Origin of the sequence: Pseudomonas sp. DL, assembly GCF_047199225.1 — a bacterium.
GTDB lineage: Bacteria > Pseudomonadota > Gammaproteobacteria > Pseudomonadales > Pseudomonadaceae > Pseudomonas > Pseudomonas aeruginosa.
Genome location: NZ_CP178323.1, coordinates 2,938,762 through 2,958,327, shown reverse-complemented (window position 1 = coordinate 2,958,327; position 19,566 = coordinate 2,938,762). Strand labels below are relative to the sequence as shown.

Genomic DNA, 19,566 nt, shown 5'->3' with positions numbered 1-19,566 from the left:
ACGGCGGATAGTCGCGGGAGGTTGGCCGAATAACCGCTTGCGCTTACCCGCCGCGATCCCGAGCGCCTGAACTCAGATCGACAACCGCACCGCCCGCTCGCCATCGATCCGCTGGCCACCGCGCTTGTTCACCACCAGTTCGCCGATGGCGATCAGCCGCGTGCGCGTGACGTTGCGGCTGAGTCCCAGCAGGTTGGCGGTATGCACCTGGTTGCCGTGGCAGAAACGGTACGCCGCGCGCAGCAGGGCATCTTCGACCCGCCCATGGAGGTTCTCGCCCTGCTCTTCGAACAGACGCTGGAAAGCCTGCTGCAACAAGTGCTCGGCGGCGCCGCTCGCCGGGCCCCCGCGCGCCAGCTCCTCGCCACGCTCCAGGCGCAGGTTGGACAGGTGCAGGTCATCCGCGCGGATCAGCCCGTCGCGGCAGATCAGCAAGGTATGGTGGATGACGTTCTCCAGCTCGCGGATGTTCCCCGGCCAGGAATAGGCACGCAACTTCTGCGCCGCCTCCGGGCTCAACTGGCTCTGGCCGTAGCCCAGGCGACGGCTGTATTCGGCGATGAAGTGGCGGGTCAGCGGCAGGATGTCGCCGGGTCGCTCGCGCAACGGCGACAGTTCGAGACTGACGACATTGAGCCGGTAGTACAGGTCCTCGCGGAAGTGCCCGGCATTGATCGCCCGCTCCAGTTGCACGTTGGTCGCCGCCAGCACGCGCACGTCGATGGGGATGCTCTTGCGCGACCCCAGGCGCACCACCTCGCGCTCCTGCAACACGCGCAGCAACTTGACCTGGATCGGCATCGGCAGGTCGCCGATCTCGTCGAGGAACAGGGTGCCGCCGTTGGCCTCCTCGAACCAGCCGGCCTTGGCCGCCAGGGCGCCGGTGAAGGCACCCTTCTCGTGGCCGAACAGCTCGGCTTCCACCAGTGACTCGGAGAAGGCCCCGCAGTTGACCGCCACGAACGGGCCGTTGCGCCGCGCGCTGAGGTTGTGGATATGCCGCGCCACCAGTTCCTTGCCGGTGCCGGTCTCGCCGATCACCAGCACGCTGGCCTCGCTCGGCGCCACCTGGCGCAGGTGTTCGAGCAGGGCCTGGGACTTCGGATCCTCGAAGACCTGGGCGGTGGCGCGGATCGAGGTCGCCAGGTTCGGCGAACGTGGCAGCGTCAGCAGCCGGTCGGGAGTACGGGTAGAAGCGTTCATGAGTAGAAGGTCGGTTGCGGCGGTGACTGGTTCAGCGCCCAGTCGCCCAGCTCGCGGATCTTGTAGTCCAGCGGGTCGTGCAGGGTCTGGGTGCGCAGGTTGCGCCAGTAGCGGTCCAGGCGCAGGGCGGCGTGAGTGGAGCGGGCGCCGGTGACTTCGAACATGCGGTTGCACAGGTCGAGGCCGTTGCGCGTCGCGGCGACCTTGGCGGCGGCGATGGCCAGGGCCAACTGGCCGCGCTCGCTGGCGTCCAGCGCCGGGCCCTTGGACCAGGCGGCGTCGAGGCGCTGCGCGGCGCGCTCGACCAGCGCCCGGGTGCTTTCCAGGCCGACCCAGAATTCGCCGTAGCGCGCCAGCACATAGGGGTCGGCATTGGCCTCGGCGACCTCGGAGCGGAACCACGGTCGCGCTTCGCGCAGGGTGTACTGGCGAGCCTCCTCGAAGGCGCCTTCGGCGATGCCGAGGAACACCTCGGTGAAGATCAACTGGGCGATCAGCGGCCGCAGGCAGGCGAACGGCGTGCTCAGCGGCCCGGGATCGAGCAGCAACTCGCTCTCCTCCACCCGCACCCGCTCGAAGATCGCGCTGCCGCTGTCGGTCTGCCGCTGGCCCATGTTGTCCCAATCCTGGCCCAGGCTGATACCGCTGCGCGCGGTGGGGATGGCGGCAATCAGCAGCGCCCCGCCCTCGCCGTCCAGTGCCGAGGCGATGAGCATCTCCGAATCGCGGGCGCCGGAGCAGAAGCTCTTCTTCCCGGAGAACTCGCGCCAGCCGTCGAAGCGCCGGGCCACGGTACGGTTGTCCAGCGGGTTCAGCGCGTTGCCCCAGAACCAGCGGTTGCGCGCGGTCAGCTCGAACCACGGCTGCCATTGCTCGGGCCGCGAGAACAGGCGCACGGTGGCCAGCATCAGGTGCTGGAAGCCATAGACGTGGGCGATCGAGCTGTCGACCCGGGCCAGTTCGCGCACGGTTTGCAGGGTTTCGCTCCAGCTCGCCCCCAGGCCGCCGTATTCGCGCGGGATGATCAGCGACAACAGGCCGCTGCGGCGCAACGCGTCGCGCTCGGCCTTCGGGGTACCGCCGGCGACGTCGCGCTCGGCGGCGTTCTCGGCGAAATCGGCGGCCAGGCGCCGGGCGATCTGCAACGGCGTTTGCGCCTCGGGGCGGGTCTTCGCATTCACAGGGGGTTTCTCCTCGGGGGCCCGGCTGCTCAAGCGCCGGCGCGAGCCGGCAGCACGTCGTTGGCGATCATTTCGCCGAACGGCCCGGTCAGGTTGGTCAGCCCACGGCCGGCCAGGCTGGCGTAGGGTTCGGGCAGCAGCGGGAAGACCAGTTCGGCGAAGCGGTAGGCCTCTTCCAGGTGCGGATAGCCGGAGAAGATGAAGCTGTCGATGCCGAGCTCGGCGTATTCCCCGATGCGCTCCGCCACCTGCCGCGGATCGCCGACCAGCGCGGTGCCGGCGCCGCCGCGCACCAGGCCGACCCCGGCCCAGAGGTTCGGCTGGATCTCCAGGCGATCGCGGCGGCCGCCGTGCAGCGCGGCCATGCGTCGCTGGCCTTCGGAGTCGAAACGGGCGAAGGACTGCTGCGCGGCGGCGATGGTCTCGTCGGAGATGTGTTCGATCAGCCTGTCCGCGGCGCGCCAGGCTTCTTCGGCGGTTTCGCGGACGATCACATGCAGGCGGATGCCGAACTTCACCGTACGCCCATGGCGAGCCGCTCGCTGGCGCACGTCGGCGATTTTCGCCGCCACCGCCGGCAACGGCTCGCCCCAGGTCAGGTAGACGTCCACCTGTTCGCCGGCCAGTTCGTGGGCGGCCTCCGAGGAACCGCCGAAGTACAGCGGCGGATACGGCCGTTGCAGCGGCGGATAGAGCGCCTTGGCGTTCTCCACGTGGATGTGCTTGCCGTGGAAGTCCACCGCCTCGCCCTGCAGGACGCGCCGCCAGACCCGAAGGAACTCGTCGGTGACCTCGTAGCGCTCGGCGTGGCCGAGATGGATGCCGTCGCCGCGGTTCTCGTCGGGATCGCCGCCGGTGACCACGTTGATCAGCAGGCGCCCGCCAGACAGGCGGTCGAGGGTCGCCGCCATCCGCGCCGAGACGGTCGGCGAAACGATTCCCGGACGGATCGCCACCAGGAAGCGCAGGCGCTCGGTCAGCGGCGCCAGCGCCGAGGCCACCACCCAGGAGTCCTCGCAGGAGCGTCCGGTGGGGATCAGCACGCCGTGATAGCCAAGGCTGTCGGCCGCCTGTGCCACCTGCTTCAGGTAAGGCAGCGAGACCGGCCGCGCGCCCTGGCTGGTGCCGAGGAAGTGGCCATCGCCGTGGGTCGGGAGGAACCAGAACACGTTCATCGGCGCACCTCAGGCGATCTTCAACAGTTCGGAGCGTCCGCCGAACAGCGGCGCGGCGCGCTCGGCGGCGAGGCGGATGCGCGCCTTCAGCGGCTCGCTGACGATCCGGTAGTTGTCGAAGTCGGCCTCGCTGGCGTAGACCCCGATGGGCAGGGTGATCGCCTGGAAGAAGCTGAACAGCGGGCGCAACTGGTGGTCGAGGACCAGCGCGTGGCGCTCGGTGCCGCCAGTGGCGGCGAGCAGCACCGGGGTGTCGATCAAGGCGTTGAGGTCGATCAGGTCGAACAGGTGCTTGAGCAGGCCCGGATAGGAGCCACGGTAGACCGGCGAGGCGACCAGCAGCAGGTCGGCGCTTTCGATCTCGTCGAGCACCGCCTGCAGTTCCGCCGGCGCCTGGTTGCGCGCCAGGGTAGCGCCCAGCGGCGCGGCGATGTCGGTCAGCTCGATGACCCGGCTGTCGATCGGCAACGACTGGCCAAGCTCGGCGATCAGGGCCTGGGTGAGAACCAGGGTGCGGGACGGGCGATAGGTGCCGCCGGAGACGGCGACGACTTTGAAGGGGCTGGTCATGGGATTTCCCTGTGGACTGTTGCGCTAGGTGCAGTGCCCTGGAGCAAGGGCCGTACCAACGGGGAAATGTGCATTTTCCGGGCAGTTGCGGCGGGTTTCCGGCCTCGGCCTGTCAGCCACGCAACAGCGCTGCTGTCCGACTGTTGCCCGGGCAACAGTTCAGTTCAGCTTGTAGGCCTGGAGCAGGAATATCTGGAATGCCCGCGCCGAATGCTGGTCGCCCGGCGGCAGAACGAACGGCGGCAGGCGCCCCTTGCGGCGCTTGACGTCGGCCCAGCGCTGGCCATTGCGCGAATGGAACTGGCAGAACGGCTGGTCGCCCAGGTAGAACACCCCCGGCCGCGGCTCGCGGATGCGCGGCCAGCGGCGCAGGCAATCCAGCAGCGGGCCTAGGTCGGCGAGTTGTTCCGGCGAACAGTACGGCATGCAGCGATCCTCTTCGCCGGGTCGGGAAACCAAGGTTGCTGTGACTGGAGGACCGGGCGGACTCGGCGCGGCCGGGAAAGCGGCTACCGGGAGCGAGCGACACAGGCGAGCGGAGCGAGGCATGGCGACGTCCCTGGTCCGGCCAACGAGATTCACCGCTCCGTTGTAGAACAGCCGCCGTCCGGGTTCTTGCCGGTTTTGTGGGGGAATTGTGAAAGACTGTAAAGCGCCACGCTCACTTGCCCACCAGCGAGACCACGTTGTGTCGTGGCGAGGTTTCCAGCTCGCCGATCTTCTCCAGGCGGGCGCGCACGATGTTGCGGCTGATCCCCAGCAGGCGTCCGGTCTGCAACTGGTTGCCGTGGCAGAAGCGATAGGCGGCACGGAACACGGTTTCCTCGATGTGCTCATAGAGATCCTCGCGGTTTTCCTCGAACAGCGCCTGCAGCGCCGCCTCCAACGCCGAGCCGGCGGCGCTTTCGGGAGCGCGGCGCAAGCCGTTCGGCTCCTGGCGCGCACGCATGTCGATGAGGTGCAGGTCGGCCGGCTGGATCAGACGGTTGCGGCAGACCAGCAGCGCGTGGTGGATGGCGTTCTCCAGCTCGCGGATATTGCCCGCCCAGGAATGCCCGAGCAGCTTGCGCTCGGCTTCCGGGCTCAGGCTCGCGCTGGTGTAGCCGAGGCGCCGGCAGTGCTCGACGATGAAGTACTCGGCCAGCGGCAGGATATCGCCGCGGCGCTCGCGCAACGGCGGCAGTTGGATGGTCGCCACGTGCAGGCGGTAGAACAGGTCCTCGCGGAAGTGTCCGGCGACCACCGCGTCAGCCAGGTCGACGTTGGTCGCCGCCACCAGCCGCACGTCGATGGGGATCGGCCGGCGCGAACCGAGCCGCACCACCTCGCGTTCCTGCAGCACGCGCAGCAGCTTGACCTGGATGCTCGGCGGCAGGTCGCCGATCTCGTCGAGGAACAGGGTGCCGCCGTTGGCTGCCTCGAACCAGCCGGCCTTGCTCTGCAACGCACCGGTAAAGGCGCCCTTCTCGTGACCGAACAGCTCGCTCTCCACCAGGCTCTCGGCGAAAGCACCGCAGTTGACCGCGACGAACGGGCCGCCGTTGCGTCCGCTGAGGGCGTGGATATGGCGCGCCACCAGCTCCTTGCCGGTGCCGGTCTCGCCGATGACCAGCGCGCTGGCCTCGCTGGGCGCCAGGCGCTCGATGCGCTCCAGCAGCTCGCGGGAACGGGGGTCGTTGAACACCAGCACGGTGGCGCGCACCGATTTGGTCAGCTCGCGGGCGTGGGGATGGGTGATGACGGACATGCTGGGTTCCGAGCCGGGGAATGTGCGCCCATCTTGCCCCAGGAACCCATAGATTAAAAAATTCTGAATTCGTATTTATATATTCGAATAAAAAATATAACCCCGCTCATTAGGGCAGTACGCCAAGCAGCGACCAGACCCGGCGCGCCTCCGAGTCCGCATTGATCAGCTCCGCCAGCAACTCGCTCAGCGGCTTGTTGCCCCACTCCACCGCGCGCTTGATCAGGTAGGGAACCGGGCTGTGCGGCTCGGTGCGCGCCAGGTAGTCAGCGATCAGCAGCAATTGCCGGTAGGCGTCCTCGCGACTGGTCGGCGCGCCAGCCGGCCCGCTCGGCGCGCTCGCCGGGACGCTTTCCTCGCCGTCCGCGTCGCCTTCGGCGGCGTCCGCCTCCGCGACCGGGGGCTGTTCTTCGGACAGCGGCGCTTGCGGGTGCATGGCGATGAACTCCTTGAGCAAGGCCAGCCATTGCGCGATGACCTCGCGCAATGGCTGGCAACTGGGGGCGAGTTCGCCCAGGCAGCGGTCGCACCACTGTTCCAGGCGCTGTAGTTGCTGCTGGCAGGCGAGCAGGCTGGCCTGCTTGCGCTGCCATTGCACCAGGGGCTCCGCGCGCAACGCTTCGTCTAGCTTCTTCTGCTGAAGTTGCGCCGCTTCCAGCGCCGCCTTGGCGCTCTTGCTGTCGCCGCTGGCGACCTGCTGGCGCTGCAACCTCTGCCAGGCATAGAGGGTGATCTCGGCGAACGCGCCCTGCCCCATCAGCGGCAGGCGCGTGTGCAGCAGCTCGGCATAGCGGCGCAACAGCCAGTCGATGGGCGACACCCGCCACGACTGGTCGCCGTCCTGGGCTTGCGGATGCACCTCCTCGGGGTAGCGCTCGCAGAGTTCCGCCAGCAGCACCAGCGCGCGCTGCAATCCGCCCAGCCCGCCGCGTTGCAGCCAGGCCTCGCCGAGCCAGGCGGCGAGCATCAGGTCCTTGCTGCGCCGCTGCAACAGTTCGCTGGCCAACTGCTCCACCGCGGCCCAGTCGGCGCGCTTGGCCTCCGCTTGCCAGACGCCGGTCGGCAGGCTGCTGTCGTCCTCCCGGCGCAACTCGCGCAGGCGGTCGTAGTCCGGGTCGTAGCGCAGGCTGGGGCCGCACGGCTGTCCGGGGTCGATCGGTTCGAGCAGCACTTCCAGGGACAGGGCGTTGCCGGAAAGAGGCAGGGTCATGGGGTACCTCCGGTGCTGGCGACGGTGGCCGGCAACAGCGTCGCGAACGGCGATTGCGGCGCGCGCACCGGCAGCGGCTGGATGGACAGCGGGGTCTTGCCGCCCAGGCTCATCAACGACAGGCGGAGGAACATCCGCGCCTCGTTTTCCGGGCTGTAGGGCGCATACACCGGCAGTTGCAGGACCAGCGGAAACTCCGTGTAGTCGACGTTCGGCGGGCGCTGCCGGGAGAAGTGCGCGCGCATCATGCGCAACAGCGCCCAGGAGCCCTGGTAGCTCCAGCCGGCCTCGAGGTCGGCCACCGCCAGGCTGGCCTGGCGCGGGTCGTCTGCCGGACGCTGCGAGCCGTTCTTCGCCCAGCGCAGCATGATTTTCAGCGGATCGCCGACATTCCAGGTCAGGCCCTTGTCCTGCGCGCCGGGGAAACGGCTTTCCTGGTCGCCCGAGTACAGGCTCCAGGCGATCACCTGGTCGGCGCCGCGTTCCAGGCTGCGGTCGCTGCGCCAGTCGATGTCCAGGGCGACGCCGAGCAGGCCCGACTTGTCGCGCTCGAACAGCGGGCCGAGCCAGCGCTGCGCCTGCTCCAGGCGGCGGACGAAGTCCTCGGCGGCCGGCAGGTCCGGCGAGCGAACCTGGGCCAGCCCTTCGCGCACCTGCGGCAAGCGCGTCTCCATCAGTTTCAGCAGGTGCCGCACCCGCCCCGGCTCGGCATCGGCCGCTTCCAGGCTGTAGGCGAACGGGAAGCGTCCGGCGAGGTACTGGTTGAAGTAGTCGGCGAGGTCCTTCCAGGCCTGCGCCGCCTGCTGCTGTTGCAACGACTGGCAGCGCCCGAGCGCGCCCTGGCGCAGGTCCACCAGGCGCGTCGCCAGGTCGCTGCGGCTGGACGGCAGGAGCACGCCGTTGAGAATGTCGGCGCAACTGCCGATGTCCATCTGGTTGAAATCGTTACCCACCAGCTTCGCCAACTGCGCCGCGGTGCTCGCCGGGTTGTCGGCCTTGAATTTCTGCAGTTCGGCGTTGAGCGCGCTGAAGCGCACGAACGCGTTGTAGTCGGCGGTGGCCAGGCTGGATTGCTGCGCCTGCAACCACTCCAGCGCCGGGGCGTGGCGTTCGGCGACGGTCGCCATGGCATTGAACTGGCTGTTCAGGCTTTGCTTCAGCTCGGCACTGTCCTGGGCGCGGAACATCTGCAGGCCGAAATTCGGCGCGCCCGACCAGCGGCTGAAATCGACCGGCTCGCGCAGCACCGCCTGCTCGTCGATGTCGCGCAGGGCCTGGCCGATATCGGCCACGGCCAGCGCGTTGAGGCTGAGCAGCAGGCGCGCGCCGGCCTGCAGGTCCTGCAACTCCAGCAGCGCCGCCTGCAACACCTGGACCTGCTTGACCTGCACGTCGAAACGCGAGGCATTGCGACTGGCCAGGCTACGACTGCGCGGCCCGAGGCTTTGCCACATGGCCTCGGTCGCCGCGCTGGCGGCGGCGTGCAGGACCGAATAGCGATAGCGCGGGTTGAGCGATGGCAGGGTGCTCTCGTAGTAGCCGGTGAAGTCGTTGAAGAAGCTCAACGCCTGAGTCACGCCGATATCGTCGATGCTCAGCAAGGAGTGATCCGCCAGTGTCTTGTCCGCCAGGGCCACGGAGACGAAGTCCTTGGTCTTCAGGTCATCGATGGCGCGTTTCAGACCGAGCAGGTCATCGGCCAGCTTGAGCGTCGCCCCCTGTTTCACCAGCAGGCCGTCGCCGGCAGCCTCCGGAGGCGCGATCCATTCGCTGCGAAACTGCTGCTGCAACTGCACGGTGAGGTTCTGCAGTTCCTCCACGCGGTTTCCCAGCAAGCTGCTTTGCTGGGCGCTCTTGAGCAGGTTCTGGTAGCCAGGGACGAGATCCTGGCCGACGCCATTGCCCCAGATCAGGTTGATGCGGTTGACCTGTTGCTGCAGGTGGTTGATCAATTCGCCGATCCCCAGCAACTGGGCCGCCGTGGCGTCTCGTTCCTGGCCGAGCTGCGCGAGTTCCTGGGTCAGGGCATTGCCGGTGCGTTCCAGGCTGTCGGTGAGGAAGTAGGCGTTCAGCCAGCGTGCCATCAGGTCATGGAAGTTATCCGCCGCCGTGGCGGCGACCCGGCCCAGGTCGAGGGCGGCGAGATCGGCCGGACGCTCGGCGAACAGCGTGCGGTTGTAATAGGCCAGGCGCGCCAGGCTGCCGGCGTTGTAGCTGCTGCCCAAGGCATCGTTACTCAGTTGCAGAAGGTCGTCGAGCGGCGTCCTGCGGTTGTCGATGGCCTGGGCGAACAAGCGATTGTGGCGCTCCAGCGTAGTGGCGCGGGCGACCAGGTCCTTCGCCGCCAGGTAGTCCTTCCACTGGCTGGGGTCGTCGCCCTCCTTCAGGCCGGGTTGGCCATCGCTGCGGATCGCCCGCAGGTCGCTCGCCTCGCCTTCCAGCAGGCTGCGCAGCGGTCGCACCAGCAGGCGCTCGGAAACGCGGCGATACGCGTTGTCGATACGTGCATCCAGGGAGGAAAACCAGGAACTGGGAAACGCCAGCGAAGTGAAGCGCCAGCGCGGCGCCTGTGACACCAGTTGCCACCAGGCCTGGACGTTCTGCCGGACCTGGGCGGCGCGCCGAGTGTCGTCGTCGAGCGGCTGGTAGCGCTCACTGGCGCCATGCAGCAGTTGCGACAGTTCACCGGCGTCGCGCAGCGCGTCGCGCCAGACCCAGGTCATCAGGCCGCCCCAGAGCAGGCACAGGCACAACGCGGCGAGGCCGATCCCGCGCTGCCAGCGCTGACGCAGCTGGAGGATGCGCGGCACCGCCTGGGCCAGGCCTTCCTCGGCAAGGATCCGCCGTGCCCACAGTTGGCTGGCGAAGCTGCTGCGCCGACGCGGCGCGTCGACCGCCGGCAGGACTTCGTCGGCTGCCGCGCCCGCCGCCTCGCTGCCGCTCAGGTAGAGACCGCGAAAGCGCGGCGCCTCGCCCCTGGCGTTGCCCTGGAAGACCGGTTCGAGCAGCGCCTGCAACGAACCGCGGAGACTTTCCAGGCGTGGCGGCAGGCAATACAGCTCATTGTCCACCTGGCCGCGCAAGGTACCGAGTTCGACGATCGACTCGGTCAGGGTGGCGGTGATTTCCTCCAGCGCCTGCTCGCACCAGCGCGACTGCCAGGCCGCTTCGGCGGCGAACGGCGAGGACCAGCCGAGGGCGCGCTCGCGCGCCTCCTCGGGCAGCGCCGCGAGAAGTTCCTGGAAACCCGGCAGGTCTTCCAGGCCAGTGATCACCACGTAAACCGGCAGGCTCAGGCCAAGGCGCTGGGTCAGTTCCACGTAGCGACGGCGCGCGGCGAGGCCGAGGTTGGCCGCCTGCTCGCCATCCTGCAGCCGCGCCAGCGGAATGTTCCAGACCACTCCGTCCAGCGCGCGCCTGCCGCGCAGGCGCAGGAACAGACGCAACAGGCGCAGCCAGGCGCCGCTTTGCCGGCGCAGGCCCTCGTCGGGCAGGAAAACCGACTCGGGCACCAGCAGGATCGCCCCCTCGCCGTCCGACCACCAGCGGCCGAACCAGGCCGGGCGCGCCACCGGCAGCAGGCGCCAGGTGGCGCACAACTGCTCGCCCTCGGTCTCGTTGCCGAGCATCAGCAGCCACGGCGCTTCGTAGCGGCCCTGCCAGCCCTGCTCGCGCTCCATCTGCCGGACCGCCGCGTAGAAGCTGCGGATCTCCGTACCACCGCGGGTTCGCCACCACCAGCCCAGCGCCCCCAGCAGCAGCGCCAGCAGCACCAGGAGGAGAACCAGCATGAACAGGGTCGCGCCGCTCATGGCGCCTGCTCCGCATCGGCCAGGTGGGTCACCGCCGCCATTTCGTGCTGGATGTCGCGCCAGAACAGGTGTCCGATACCGCTCATCAACAGCACCAGCCCGAGCACCGCCAGGCCCAGGCGGAAGCCGTCCGGCAGCGCTGCGCGCACCGGCAGACGCCGTGGCGGCGCAGCGGCGGGCTGCTCAAGGCGACGGCCGAGGTCGGCGGCGTCCGCCTCGCGCTGCCAGGCGAAGGCGAACAACGCCTGCCGCCACTTCTCGTGCAGCGCCTCGCCGCGCGGCCCGCGCAGGCGACCGCGGAAGCCGAGGATCAGGCATTGCAGGTAGACGTTGGCCAGGTCGCGACTGGCCGGGGCGCGTTCGTCGAGCAGGCGCTTGATCGCCAGCGGCAGGTATTCGCCCGCCTGGCGACTGCCGTAGAGATGCGACTCCAGCGGTTTGTCCTGCCAGGCGCCCTGCCCCGGCCAGGCGCTGAAGACCAGGGTCTCGTCGACCAGGGCGACGAAGGCATAGACCATCGCCTTGACCTGCACGCCCGCCGCGTCGCCGACGCTGGCGAAGGCGCTGCGCCACAGACGCCGGGTGATGCGGGTGGACAGTTCGAGGGCGCGCTCGACCATCCGTGGCACATCCTGGGCGTCCCGGTCGAGGGCGCCCCAGGCCTCCAGCCATTCCTGCCAGGCCTGGCGGAATGCCGTGCTGAGCGGCTGCTCCTGGTACGCCTGGGAAAAAGGCCCTGCACTCCCTTCGGGCATTGGCGGCTCCTTCCTGTCTAGGTGTTGTCGCTGCCGTCGGCGACGAACAGCACGATCTGCCAGGGACTGCTGGCGACCCCGCTGACCGGCGCGACGATGCGCAGCGGCTGGCCGGCATCGAACCAGTCGCCGGCACCCTGCACGACGAACAAACGGGTGTCGTCGCCAACGCTGTAGGCCACCTGTTCCTGGCGATTCATCGGCTGCCGCGCCAGTCCGCTCATGCGTTGCCGGGCGAGCAACGGCAGGTGCGGGTCGGAGGCGACGATGGCGCGCTCCAGCCAGTCAGCCGCCGCCTGTTCGCCGGCGCCGGCGGGCATCCGCAGGCCGACCACCAGGCGCTGACGCGGCGCCGGATCGGGCAGGCGCACGGAAAATACCTGTTCCTCCTGCTCGAACGGCAGGCAGCGGTAGCCCGCGCGGATCGACTCGATGGCGCGCTCCAACCAGTCCAGCAGCGGCTCGTAGCCACGCCGCAGGTCGAGGAAGTCGAGCGCTTCGAAGGCCGGCACGCCGGCCAGCGGATCGAGCGCCGCCCAGGCACCGGCCAGGCCCAGCAGGCTGCCGTGCAGGGCCAGCGGCGAGGCCGTACGGCTTGCCAGCAGGCCTTCGACCTCCGGCAGGCGGGTCCAGAGCGCGGCAAGCTGGCGACGGATTTCCACCGCGTCGTCCTGGTTGCCCGCCTGCTGCGCCAGGCGCAGGCGCCCGCCGAGGAACAGCGCCTTCTCCCGGGCCCGCGCGCAGAGTGACTGCACGCGTCTGCCCAGGGGCGACTCCGGCAGGATCAGTGGCGTCGGCGGGACGTAGGGCAGGCTGACGTAGGCGCCGCCCTCCTTCGCCACGCGCAGCAACGGCAGGCACACGGAGTCGGCCTTGCCGTCGTCGCCGACCAGCCGCAGCGACGCTCGCCAGACGGTGATCGGCTCGGGGTGCTCGCCGCTGGCCAGGTCCGGCAGCGGCGCGCCGACCCGCGATTGCAGACGGCCCTTCAGCGGCAGCAACTGACCCGCCCGCCACAGCGGACTGACCGCCAGGTGGACGTTCAGCAGCGGCCCTTCGGCGGCCGCCAGCGCTGTCTCCAGATCGAACTCCAGCGGCGCGTCGACACCAGCCTGCACGCTCACCGGCAGGCCGTCGGGCAGGATCGCTTCGAGGTGCAGGACCCGCACTTGGCCGGCGCACAACGCCGAGGGGTCCAGTTCCAGGGCGGTCACTCCCCAGAACCAAGGGTTGCAGGCCTGTCCGATGCGCGCCGCCAGCGCCTCGGCACGCAATCCCTGCAACTGGAAATGCTGGGGAAGCAGTTGCATCCCTTCGTGCCAGCACACCGCGTCAGGCAGAACACTCATACGACTCCCCTTCGACGTCCTACGTTGTCGTGCACGACGGTCGCTCGCCTGCCCCTCCGCTAACGCGTGGCGGGATCGTTGACCAGTCGCATTTCCCGGGTATCCAGACGCAGCCAGACGCGCTGCTGCTGGTCGAGGCGCAAGCGGTGCGCGCCGGGTGTGTTATAGCCGGCGAAGACCAAAAGTCCAGTTGCGCGGTCGCCGCGCAAGGGGAAGGACTCCGACTCGATGAACTGCCCCGGGACCAGCTCCAGGCTCCATACCGCGAACTGCTGCCGGTAGTCGCGGCGGTACTGCTCGCGATTGGCGAACCACTGGCTGGCCGGCAGTCCGGCCAGTTCCTTGAACAGCTCCGCATCCTTCACCGCGACGAAATCCACGGCGATCGGCGAGTCGTCGTTGGCGCGCGCGGCGACATCCAGGGTCAGCCGCTGCAACTCGACCCGCGGCGCGAAGAAATACGAGCAGCCGGCCAGCGCCAGGATCGCCAGCGCCAGGGAGAGTTTCCGACATATGGTGAAACATCCGTGCTTCATGGGAGTCCAACGAAAATTTTATTTTGCAAATCCATAGACCTGTTCTAGCGTCTTTTGTAGTTCGTCGCCAGTGACGGACCAGAGGGATCGCCAAGGACAGGTTCTGCGCCGTTTTCCCTGTCATGCCTGTGATCCAGCAAGGGACTGCGATGATCAGGGCATCCCCCCGATGCATTGCTCCCCCACCATTGCATCGGAGTCAGCCGCCATGGCCGAGAGTACGCAGCACAAGCTGGACCGGGTGCGCCCGCCGCGCGTGCAGATCACCTACGACGTCGAGATCGGCAACGCCATCGAGAAGAAGGAGCTGCCCCTGGTGGTCGGCATCCTCGCCGACCTCTCCGGCAAGCCGGATACCCCGCCGGCGAAGCTGGTCGAACGGCGTTTCGTCGACATCGACCGCGACAACTTCAACGAGATCCTCTCCTCCATCTCTCCCCGCGCCACCCTGCAGGTCGACAACACCATCAGCGGCGACGACAGCAAGCTGAACGTCGAGCTGCGCTTCAACCACATCGAGGACTTCGACCCGGTCAACCTGGTGAAGCAGGTGGTCCCGTTGCGTCGCCTGTTCGAAGCGCGCCAGCGCCTGCGCGACCTGCTGACCAAGCTCGACGGCAACGACGACCTCGACCAGTTGCTGCAGGACGTGGTGGCCAACACCGAAGGCCTGCAGGAAATCAAAGCGGCCCGCCCGGAAGCCGAAGCGGCCCCGGCCGGCGACAGCGAACCCCCGGCCGACCAGCCGGCCTGACCCTCTTCCCGGAGAAGCCGCCATGCCCAAGTCATCCGCCGCCGAACAATCCGGCGAGAGTTCGACCCAGACCCTGTCCCTGCTCGACGAGATCATCGCCAAGGGCCGCATGGCCCACGACGACAGCCAGCAGGACTATGCCCGCGACATGCTCGCGGAATTCGCCACCCAGGTCCTCGACGAGGGCATGGCCGTCGACAAGGACACCGTGGCGATGATCAACGACCGCATCAGCCAGATCGATGCGCTGATCAGCGACCAGCTCAACCAGATCATCCACCACCCCGAGTTGCAGAAGCTGGAAGCCTCCTGGCGCGGCCTGCACCAACTGGTGAGCAACACCGAGACCAGCGCGCGGCTCAAGCTGCGCCTGCTGAACGTCGGCAAGAACGAACTGCAGAACGACCTGGAGAAGGCGGTCGAGTTCGACCAGAGCGCACTGTTCAAGAAGATCTACGAAGAGGAATACGGCACCTTCGGCGGACACCCCTTCAGCCTGCTGATCGGCGACTTCACCTTCGGTCGCCATCCGCAGGACATCGGCCTGCTGGAGAAGCTGTCGAACGTCGCCGCGGCTGCCCACGCGCCGTTCATCGCCGCCGCCAGCCCACGCCTGTTCGACATGAACAGCTTCACCGAACTGGCCGTGCCACGCGACCTGACCAAGATCTTCGAGAGCCTGGAGCTGATCAAGTGGCGCGCCTTCCGCGAGAGCGAGGACTCGCGCTACGTGTCGCTGGTGCTGCCGAACTTCCTCTTGCGCCTGCCCTACGGCCCGGAGACGCGACCGGTGGAAGGCATGAACTATGTCGAGGACGTCAACGGCACCGACCACTCCAAGTACCTCTGGGGCAACGCCGCCTGGGTCCTGGCGCAGCGCATCACCGAGGCCTTCGCCAAGTACGGCTGGTGCGCGGCGATCCGCGGCGCGGAAGGCGGCGGCGCGGTCGAGGGCCTACCGGCGCACACGTTCCGCACCAGCTCCGGCGACCTGTCGCTGAAGTGCCCGACCGAGGTGGCGATCACCGACCGCCGCGAGAAGGAACTCAACGATCTCGGCTTCATTTCCCTGTGCCACAAGAAGAACAGCGACGTGGCGGTGTTCTTCGGCGGCCAGACCACCAACAAGGCCAGGCTCTACAACACCAACGAGGCCAACGCCAACGCGCGCCTGTCGGCGATGCTGCCGTACGTGCTGGCGGCATCGCGCTTCGCCCACTACCTGAAGGTGATCATGCGCGACAAGGTCGGCAGCTTCATGACCCGCGACAACGTGCAGACCTACCTGAACAACTGGATCGCCGACTACGTGCTGATCAACGACAACGCACCGCAGGAAATCAAGGCGCAGTACCCGCTGCGCGAGGCGCGGGTAGATGTCAGCGAGGTGGCCGGCAAACCGGGGGCCTACCGCGCCACGGTGTTCCTCCGGCCGCACTTCCAGCTCGAGGAACTCAGCGCGTCGATCCGCCTGGTCGCCAACCTGCCGCCGCCGGTAGCGGCGTGAGTCCGCCCCCGCCGGCAGCGCCGGCGGGGCGCCCTTCCCGTTCCAGACAGCCCCTCTCCAGGAGTCAGATGCGATGGATGCGATCATTCTCGATTTCGGCAGCGACATCAAAGGCGACAGCCTGCTCGTCGGCTACGAAAACAAGATCGAAATCATGTCCTACAGCCACAACGTGGCGATGCAGGTCACCAACGACGTCAGCAACTCGGAGCGCACCTCCGGCAAACCCCACGTCGGCGAATTCACCCTCACCAAGTTCATCGACACCTCGACCCCGACCCTCAACGAGTATTGCTGCGCCGGCAAGCCGATCGCCGAGGCGACCATCACCATCGGCCGCAACGCCGCCGAGGGCAACGGGCAGATCATGCCCTTCATCGTCTACACCCTGAACAACGTGGTGCTCTCCAACGTCAGCGTCAGCGGCGGCGCCGGCGGCAAGCCGGTGGAGACCCTGTCGCTGAACTTCACCAAGATCAAGTGGGAGCTGACCGCGCAGAAGGACGACGGCACCAAGGAAGGCACGGCCGCCTCGACCTGGGACCTGGCCGCCAACCAGCTGGTCAAGTGACCGGGCGCCGACATGTCCGGAGCCCTGCCGCCGCTGTTCGAGCGCCTCAGCGCCGAGGCCGACGAACGTCCCGCGTTCGACGACCGGGCGCTGGCCGAGTCGGTCCGCGGCGAGCTGCTGCGCCTGCTCAACACACGGCGCCCGGCGAATGCGCGCAGCGGCATCCTCGCCTACGGGCTCGCCGACTGGACCGCCGTGCAACGCCTGCGCGCCGAGGACCGGCGCCAGCTGGCGCGCGAGGTGCGGGCGGCGGTCGAGCATTTCGAGCCGCGCCTGCAACTGGCCGAGGTCGAGGTCGAACCTGACCCGGGCAATCCGCAGCGCCTGCGTATCCAGCTCGGCGGCAGCCTGCGCAGCGGGTCGCGCCTGACGCCTGCGCTATTCGTCATCGAACAGGGCAGCGATGGCCTTGAGGTGCGCCATGAGCGATTCGATTGATGCCGACCTGCTCGACTACTACCAGCGCGAGCTGACCTGGCTACGGCACGCCGGCGGCGCCTTCGCCGAGCGCTATCCGAAGGTCGCCCGGCGCCTGCAACTGGCTCCCGGCGAATGCCCCGACCCGCACGTCGAGCGTCTGCTGGAAGGTTTCTCGCTGCTCACCGCGCGCCTGCAACGGCGCCTCGACGACGACTACGCAGAGTTCAGCGACGCCCTCCTCGAACAGCTCTACCCCCTGGCGCTGCGCCCGCTGCCGTCCTGCGCGATCGTCCAGTTCGAGCCGGACCCGACCCAGGGCAACCTCGCCGAGGGCTACCGGCTGCCGCGCGACACCGCGCTGTTCGTCACCACCCGTGGCGGCGACAGCGTGCATTTCCGCAGCAGCGCCGAGGCGACCCTGTGGCCGCTGGCGATCGACGAGGCGACCCTGCTCGGCGGCGAGGAGGCGCAAGCCCTGACCGGAGTCGGCGCCGCCCGCTCGGCGTTGCGCCTGAGCCTGCGCTGCCTGGGCGAGTACCGCTGGGACGAACTGTCGATCGAGCGCCTGCGCATCCACCTGGCGGCTTCGCCGATGGGCTGCGCGATCCTCTACGACCTGCTCGCCGCGCATGCCGTGCAGGTCATGGCGGGGGCGCCCGGCACGCCGCCGGCGGCGCTCCGCGGACTGCCGGAGATCGTCGGCTTCGCCGCCGACGAGGCGCTGCTGCCGGAGGAAGACGGCGGACATCCGGGCCTGCGCCTGCTCGCCGAGTACTTCGCCTTCCCCGACAAGTTCCACTTCTTCGACCTGCCGCTGTCCGGCGCGCTCGCCGACGGACAGACGCTCTACCTGTACCTGGTCTTCGATCGCGCACCGACGGCACGCCTGCATTTGCAGGCGGAAGACTTCCAGCTCGGCTGCGCGCCGGCGATCAACCTCTTTCCGCGGACCTCGGAGCCGCTGCGCCCGGACGGCACCCGCAGCGAGTACCGCCTGGTCGCCGACAGTCACCGCGAGAACAGCGTGGAAATCCATAGCATCCGCGCCGTGCGCTCGGTTGCCGGGAGCACCGTGCAGCCAGTCCCGGCCTACTATGGCTGCCGCCACGACAGCCACCTCGGCACGCTCTACTGGCACGCCCGGCGCATCGCCGGGCTGACCCCGAACCGGCTGGGCAGCGACCTGCTGCTGAGCCTGGTGGATACCGGCTTCGACCCGTTACGCGAGGCCCCGGCCTTCAGCCTGACCGCCGAGCTGCTATGCACCAATCGCTATCTGGCCGAGCGCCTGGGTGCCGGCACCGCGCTGGGCTTCGAACGGCCCGGGCCGGTCGCCGCCGCACGCCTGCGCAACGCGCCCAGCGCGCAGAGCCAGCCGCGCCTGGACGGCCAGTCGCGCTGGAGACTGGTCTCGCAGCTGACCCTCAACCACCTCTCGCTGGTGGAAGGTCCGCGCGCCCTCGAAGCCCTGCGGGAGATCCTCGCCCTGCACAACCTGCGCGACGATGCCAGCGCCCTCCGGCAGATAGAAGGCCTGCGGCAACTCGACTGCCAGCGGGTGGTGGCGCACGTCGGCGAGGATGCCTGGCGCGGCTGGCGCAATGGCCTGGAAATCCGCCTGCGACTCGATCCGCAACACTTCGTCGGCGCCAGCGGCGTGCTGTTCTCCGCCGTGCTGGCGCAGTTCTTCTCGCTGTATGCCACCGCCAACCGCTTCGTGCGCACGGTCCTGGTGGAAGCCGACAAGGAGGTGAAGACATGGCAACCCCAGGCCGGCTCGCCGCTCTCCCTCTGAGTCAGCGGCTGCGCCGCACGCCGCAGCGCTTCGAACTGTTGCAGGCGCTGCTGCTGCTCGAACGCGAGCGTCCCCAGGCGTTGCCGCTGGGCACCGGCAACGCGCCGCGGGCGGAGGCCCTGCGCCTGCGCGGGCCGCTGCTGCCGCTGTTCGCCTCGAGCGAGGTGGAAAGCCTGCTCGACGACCCGCAGCAACCGGTGCTGTCCACCCCGGTGTTCGGCCTCGGCGGCCCCGACGGCCCGTTGCCCTATGCCTACCAGGAATGGCTGCAACAGCGTGCCCGGCAGAAGGACCATGCCCCCGCCGAGTTCCTCGACCTGTTCCAGCACCGCCTGCTCAGCCTGCTCTACCGGGTACTGCGCAAGCATCGCGTGGCGCTCGGTTTCGCGGTGCCGGCGGCGACCCCGGTGCAGGCGCAGCTACGCGCCCTCAGCGGCCTGTTGCCGAAGGCCCTGCAAGAGCGCCTGGCGCTGCCGGACAGCGCGGTGCTGGCACGCACCGCGCTGTTCGCCGGCGGGCGTCGCTCCCTGGCCGGCTTCGCCAGCCTGGTGCGCCAGCACTTCGGCGTGGAGGCACGGCTGGATGCCTACCAGGGCGCCTGGAAGGAAATCCCCGCGGCCAGCCGCAGCCGGCTGCAACGCGGCGGACGCAACCTGCACCTGGGTCGCGACGCCATAGCCGGCACGCGCACCTGGGACGAACACGCCGGCATCGCCCTCAGTCTCGGTCCGCTGGATGCCCGCGAAGCCGCCCGCTTCTTCCCCGACGGCGACGCCCATGGCCAGTTGGCCAGCCTCGCCGCGCTGTACTTCGGCCCCGACCTGGATTGTCGCCTGAGCCTGCTGGTGAGCGGCGGCGCGCCGCTGCGCCTGGAGCGCGGTGCACCGCCCAGGCTGAGCTGGAACACCGGCCTGCGGCGCGTCGAAGACGGCCAGCGGCAGCGCATCGATCTCGACCTGCGGCAGCCGGAGGTAGCCTGAA

The 19,566-nt window shown here is 68.7% G+C and carries 17 protein-coding genes; 6 read left to right on the top strand and 11 right to left on the bottom strand.

Going from position 1 to position 19,566, the window contains the following annotated elements; genetic code table 11:
- Positions 1 to 72 precede the first annotated feature (72 nt).
- From ACI766_RS13790 to ACI766_RS13740, 11 genes are all read right to left on the bottom strand, one after another.
- Positions 73 to 1,203: a sigma-54 interaction domain-containing protein gene (locus ACI766_RS13790; RefSeq protein WP_003111445.1), complete on the bottom strand. Its 1,131-nt coding sequence runs from the start codon at positions 1,201 to 1,203 to the stop codon at positions 73 to 75.
- Positions 1,200 to 2,384, bottom strand: coding sequence for an acyl-CoA dehydrogenase family protein (locus tag ACI766_RS13785; protein WP_003104714.1), 1,185 nt, complete (start codon positions 2,382 to 2,384; stop codon positions 1,200 to 1,202). Before ACI766_RS13785 ends, ACI766_RS13790 begins: the two co-directional genes overlap by 4 nt.
- 29 nt (positions 2,385 to 2,413) lie before the next feature.
- Complete coding sequence (ssuD, locus tag ACI766_RS13780; protein WP_003104713.1) at positions 2,414 to 3,559, bottom strand: FMNH2-dependent alkanesulfonate monooxygenase; 1,146 nt, start codon at positions 3,557 to 3,559, stop codon at positions 2,414 to 2,416.
- 9 nt (positions 3,560 to 3,568) lie between these two features.
- Positions 3,569 to 4,129 (bottom strand): FMN reductase, encoded by a 561-nt coding sequence (msuE, locus tag ACI766_RS13775; RefSeq protein WP_003089470.1) that lies wholly within the window; start codon positions 4,127 to 4,129, stop codon positions 3,569 to 3,571.
- Positions 4,130 to 4,288: 159 nt separating this feature from the next.
- Positions 4,289 to 4,555, bottom strand: coding sequence for a hypothetical protein (locus ACI766_RS13770; RefSeq protein ID WP_003104712.1), 267 nt, complete (start codon positions 4,553 to 4,555; stop codon positions 4,289 to 4,291).
- Positions 4,556 to 4,790: 235 nt separating this feature from the next.
- On the bottom strand, positions 4,791 to 5,876 hold the full coding sequence (locus tag ACI766_RS13765) for a sigma-54 interaction domain-containing protein (RefSeq protein ID WP_031684598.1): 1,086 nt from the start codon (positions 5,874 to 5,876) through the stop codon (positions 4,791 to 4,793).
- Positions 5,877 to 5,985: 109 nt separating this feature from the next.
- Positions 5,986 to 7,086, bottom strand: coding sequence for a type VI secretion system protein TssA (gene tssA / locus ACI766_RS13760; RefSeq protein ID WP_087823968.1), 1,101 nt, complete (start codon positions 7,084 to 7,086; stop codon positions 5,986 to 5,988).
- On the bottom strand, positions 7,083 to 10,898 hold the full coding sequence (locus ACI766_RS13755) for a type VI secretion system protein (RefSeq protein WP_023113770.1): 3,816 nt from the start codon (positions 10,896 to 10,898) through the stop codon (positions 7,083 to 7,085). The genes tssA and ACI766_RS13755 overlap by 4 nt, the downstream gene beginning before the upstream one ends.
- Positions 10,895 to 11,653: a DotU family type IV/VI secretion system protein gene (locus ACI766_RS13750; protein WP_003104706.1), complete on the bottom strand. Its 759-nt coding sequence runs from the start codon at positions 11,651 to 11,653 to the stop codon at positions 10,895 to 10,897. The genes ACI766_RS13755 and ACI766_RS13750 overlap by 4 nt, the downstream gene beginning before the upstream one ends.
- Positions 11,654 to 11,670: 17 nt before the next feature.
- Positions 11,671 to 13,002, bottom strand: a complete 1,332-nt coding sequence (gene tssK / locus ACI766_RS13745; protein WP_023088798.1) for a type VI secretion system baseplate subunit TssK — start codon at positions 13,000 to 13,002, stop codon at positions 11,671 to 11,673.
- A 59-nt stretch (positions 13,003 to 13,061) separates the two neighbouring features.
- Positions 13,062 to 13,538 (bottom strand): hypothetical protein, encoded by a 477-nt coding sequence (locus ACI766_RS13740; RefSeq protein WP_003124582.1) that lies wholly within the window; start codon positions 13,536 to 13,538, stop codon positions 13,062 to 13,064.
- Between the two features lie 208 nt (positions 13,539 to 13,746).
- On the opposite strand from ACI766_RS13740, the gene tssB reads away from it, so the two are divergent.
- From tssB to tssG, 6 genes are all read left to right on the top strand, one after another.
- A complete protein-coding gene (gene tssB, locus ACI766_RS13735) occupies positions 13,747 to 14,292 on the top strand; it encodes a type VI secretion system contractile sheath small subunit (RefSeq protein WP_003089493.1) in 546 nt (181 codons plus the stop codon).
- Between the two features lie 22 nt (positions 14,293 to 14,314).
- Positions 14,315 to 15,799: a type VI secretion system contractile sheath large subunit gene (gene tssC, locus ACI766_RS13730; RefSeq protein WP_003089494.1), complete on the top strand. Its 1,485-nt coding sequence runs from the start codon at positions 14,315 to 14,317 to the stop codon at positions 15,797 to 15,799.
- Between the two features lie 73 nt (positions 15,800 to 15,872).
- Complete coding sequence (locus tag ACI766_RS13725) at positions 15,873 to 16,370, top strand: Hcp family type VI secretion system effector (protein ID WP_003089495.1); 498 nt, start codon at positions 15,873 to 15,875, stop codon at positions 16,368 to 16,370.
- Positions 16,371 to 16,382: 12 nt separating this feature from the next.
- Positions 16,383 to 16,808 carry a type VI secretion system baseplate subunit TssE gene (tssE, locus tag ACI766_RS13720; RefSeq protein WP_003122696.1) on the top strand — a complete coding sequence of 142 codons (426 nt, stop codon included), beginning with the start codon at positions 16,383 to 16,385 and terminating at the stop codon, positions 16,806 to 16,808.
- Positions 16,792 to 18,585 carry a type VI secretion system baseplate subunit TssF gene (tssF, locus tag ACI766_RS13715; protein ID WP_023087492.1) on the top strand — a complete coding sequence of 598 codons (1,794 nt, stop codon included), beginning with the start codon at positions 16,792 to 16,794 and terminating at the stop codon, positions 18,583 to 18,585. The genes tssE and tssF overlap by 17 nt, the downstream gene beginning before the upstream one ends.
- A complete protein-coding gene (gene tssG / locus ACI766_RS13710; protein WP_412828509.1) occupies positions 18,549 to 19,565 on the top strand; it encodes a type VI secretion system baseplate subunit TssG in 1,017 nt (338 codons plus the stop codon). The genes tssF and tssG overlap by 37 nt, the downstream gene beginning before the upstream one ends.
- Position 19,566 lies beyond the last annotated feature (1 nt).

Bases quoted from the DNA above. Each gene is read 5' to 3' on its own strand.
- tssF (WP_023087492.1), top strand. From the start codon at position 16,792: ATGAGCGATTCGATTGATGCCGACCTGCTCGACTACTACCAGCGCGAG.
- tssK (WP_023088798.1), bottom strand. From the start codon at position 13,002: ATGAGTGTTCTGCCTGACGCGGTGTGCTGGCACGAAGGGATGCAACTG.
- ssuD (WP_003104713.1), bottom strand. From the start codon at position 3,559: ATGAACGTGTTCTGGTTCCTCCCGACCCACGGCGATGGCCACTTCCTC.
- tssG (WP_412828509.1), top strand. From the start codon at position 18,549: ATGGCAACCCCAGGCCGGCTCGCCGCTCTCCCTCTGAGTCAGCGGCTG.
- tssE (WP_003122696.1), top strand. From the start codon at position 16,383: ATGTCCGGAGCCCTGCCGCCGCTGTTCGAGCGCCTCAGCGCCGAGGCC.
- ACI766_RS13750 (WP_003104706.1), bottom strand. From the start codon at position 11,653: ATGCCCGAAGGGAGTGCAGGGCCTTTTTCCCAGGCGTACCAGGAGCAG.
- tssB (WP_003089493.1), top strand. From the start codon at position 13,747: ATGGCCGAGAGTACGCAGCACAAGCTGGACCGGGTGCGCCCGCCGCGC.
- ACI766_RS13740 (WP_003124582.1), bottom strand. From the start codon at position 13,538: ATGAAGCACGGATGTTTCACCATATGTCGGAAACTCTCCCTGGCGCTG.
- ACI766_RS13755 (WP_023113770.1), bottom strand. From the start codon at position 10,898: ATGAGCGGCGCGACCCTGTTCATGCTGGTTCTCCTCCTGGTGCTGCTG.
- tssC (WP_003089494.1), top strand. From the start codon at position 14,315: ATGCCCAAGTCATCCGCCGCCGAACAATCCGGCGAGAGTTCGACCCAG.
- msuE (WP_003089470.1), bottom strand. From the start codon at position 4,129: ATGACCAGCCCCTTCAAAGTCGTCGCCGTCTCCGGCGGCACCTATCGC.
- tssA (WP_087823968.1), bottom strand. From the start codon at position 7,086: ATGACCCTGCCTCTTTCCGGCAACGCCCTGTCCCTGGAAGTGCTGCTC.
- ACI766_RS13770 (WP_003104712.1), bottom strand. From the start codon at position 4,555: ATGCCGTACTGTTCGCCGGAACAACTCGCCGACCTAGGCCCGCTGCTG.
- ACI766_RS13790 (WP_003111445.1), bottom strand. From the start codon at position 1,203: ATGAACGCTTCTACCCGTACTCCCGACCGGCTGCTGACGCTGCCACGT.
- ACI766_RS13765 (WP_031684598.1), bottom strand. From the start codon at position 5,876: ATGTCCGTCATCACCCATCCCCACGCCCGCGAGCTGACCAAATCGGTG.
- ACI766_RS13725 (WP_003089495.1), top strand. From the start codon at position 15,873: ATGGATGCGATCATTCTCGATTTCGGCAGCGACATCAAAGGCGACAGC.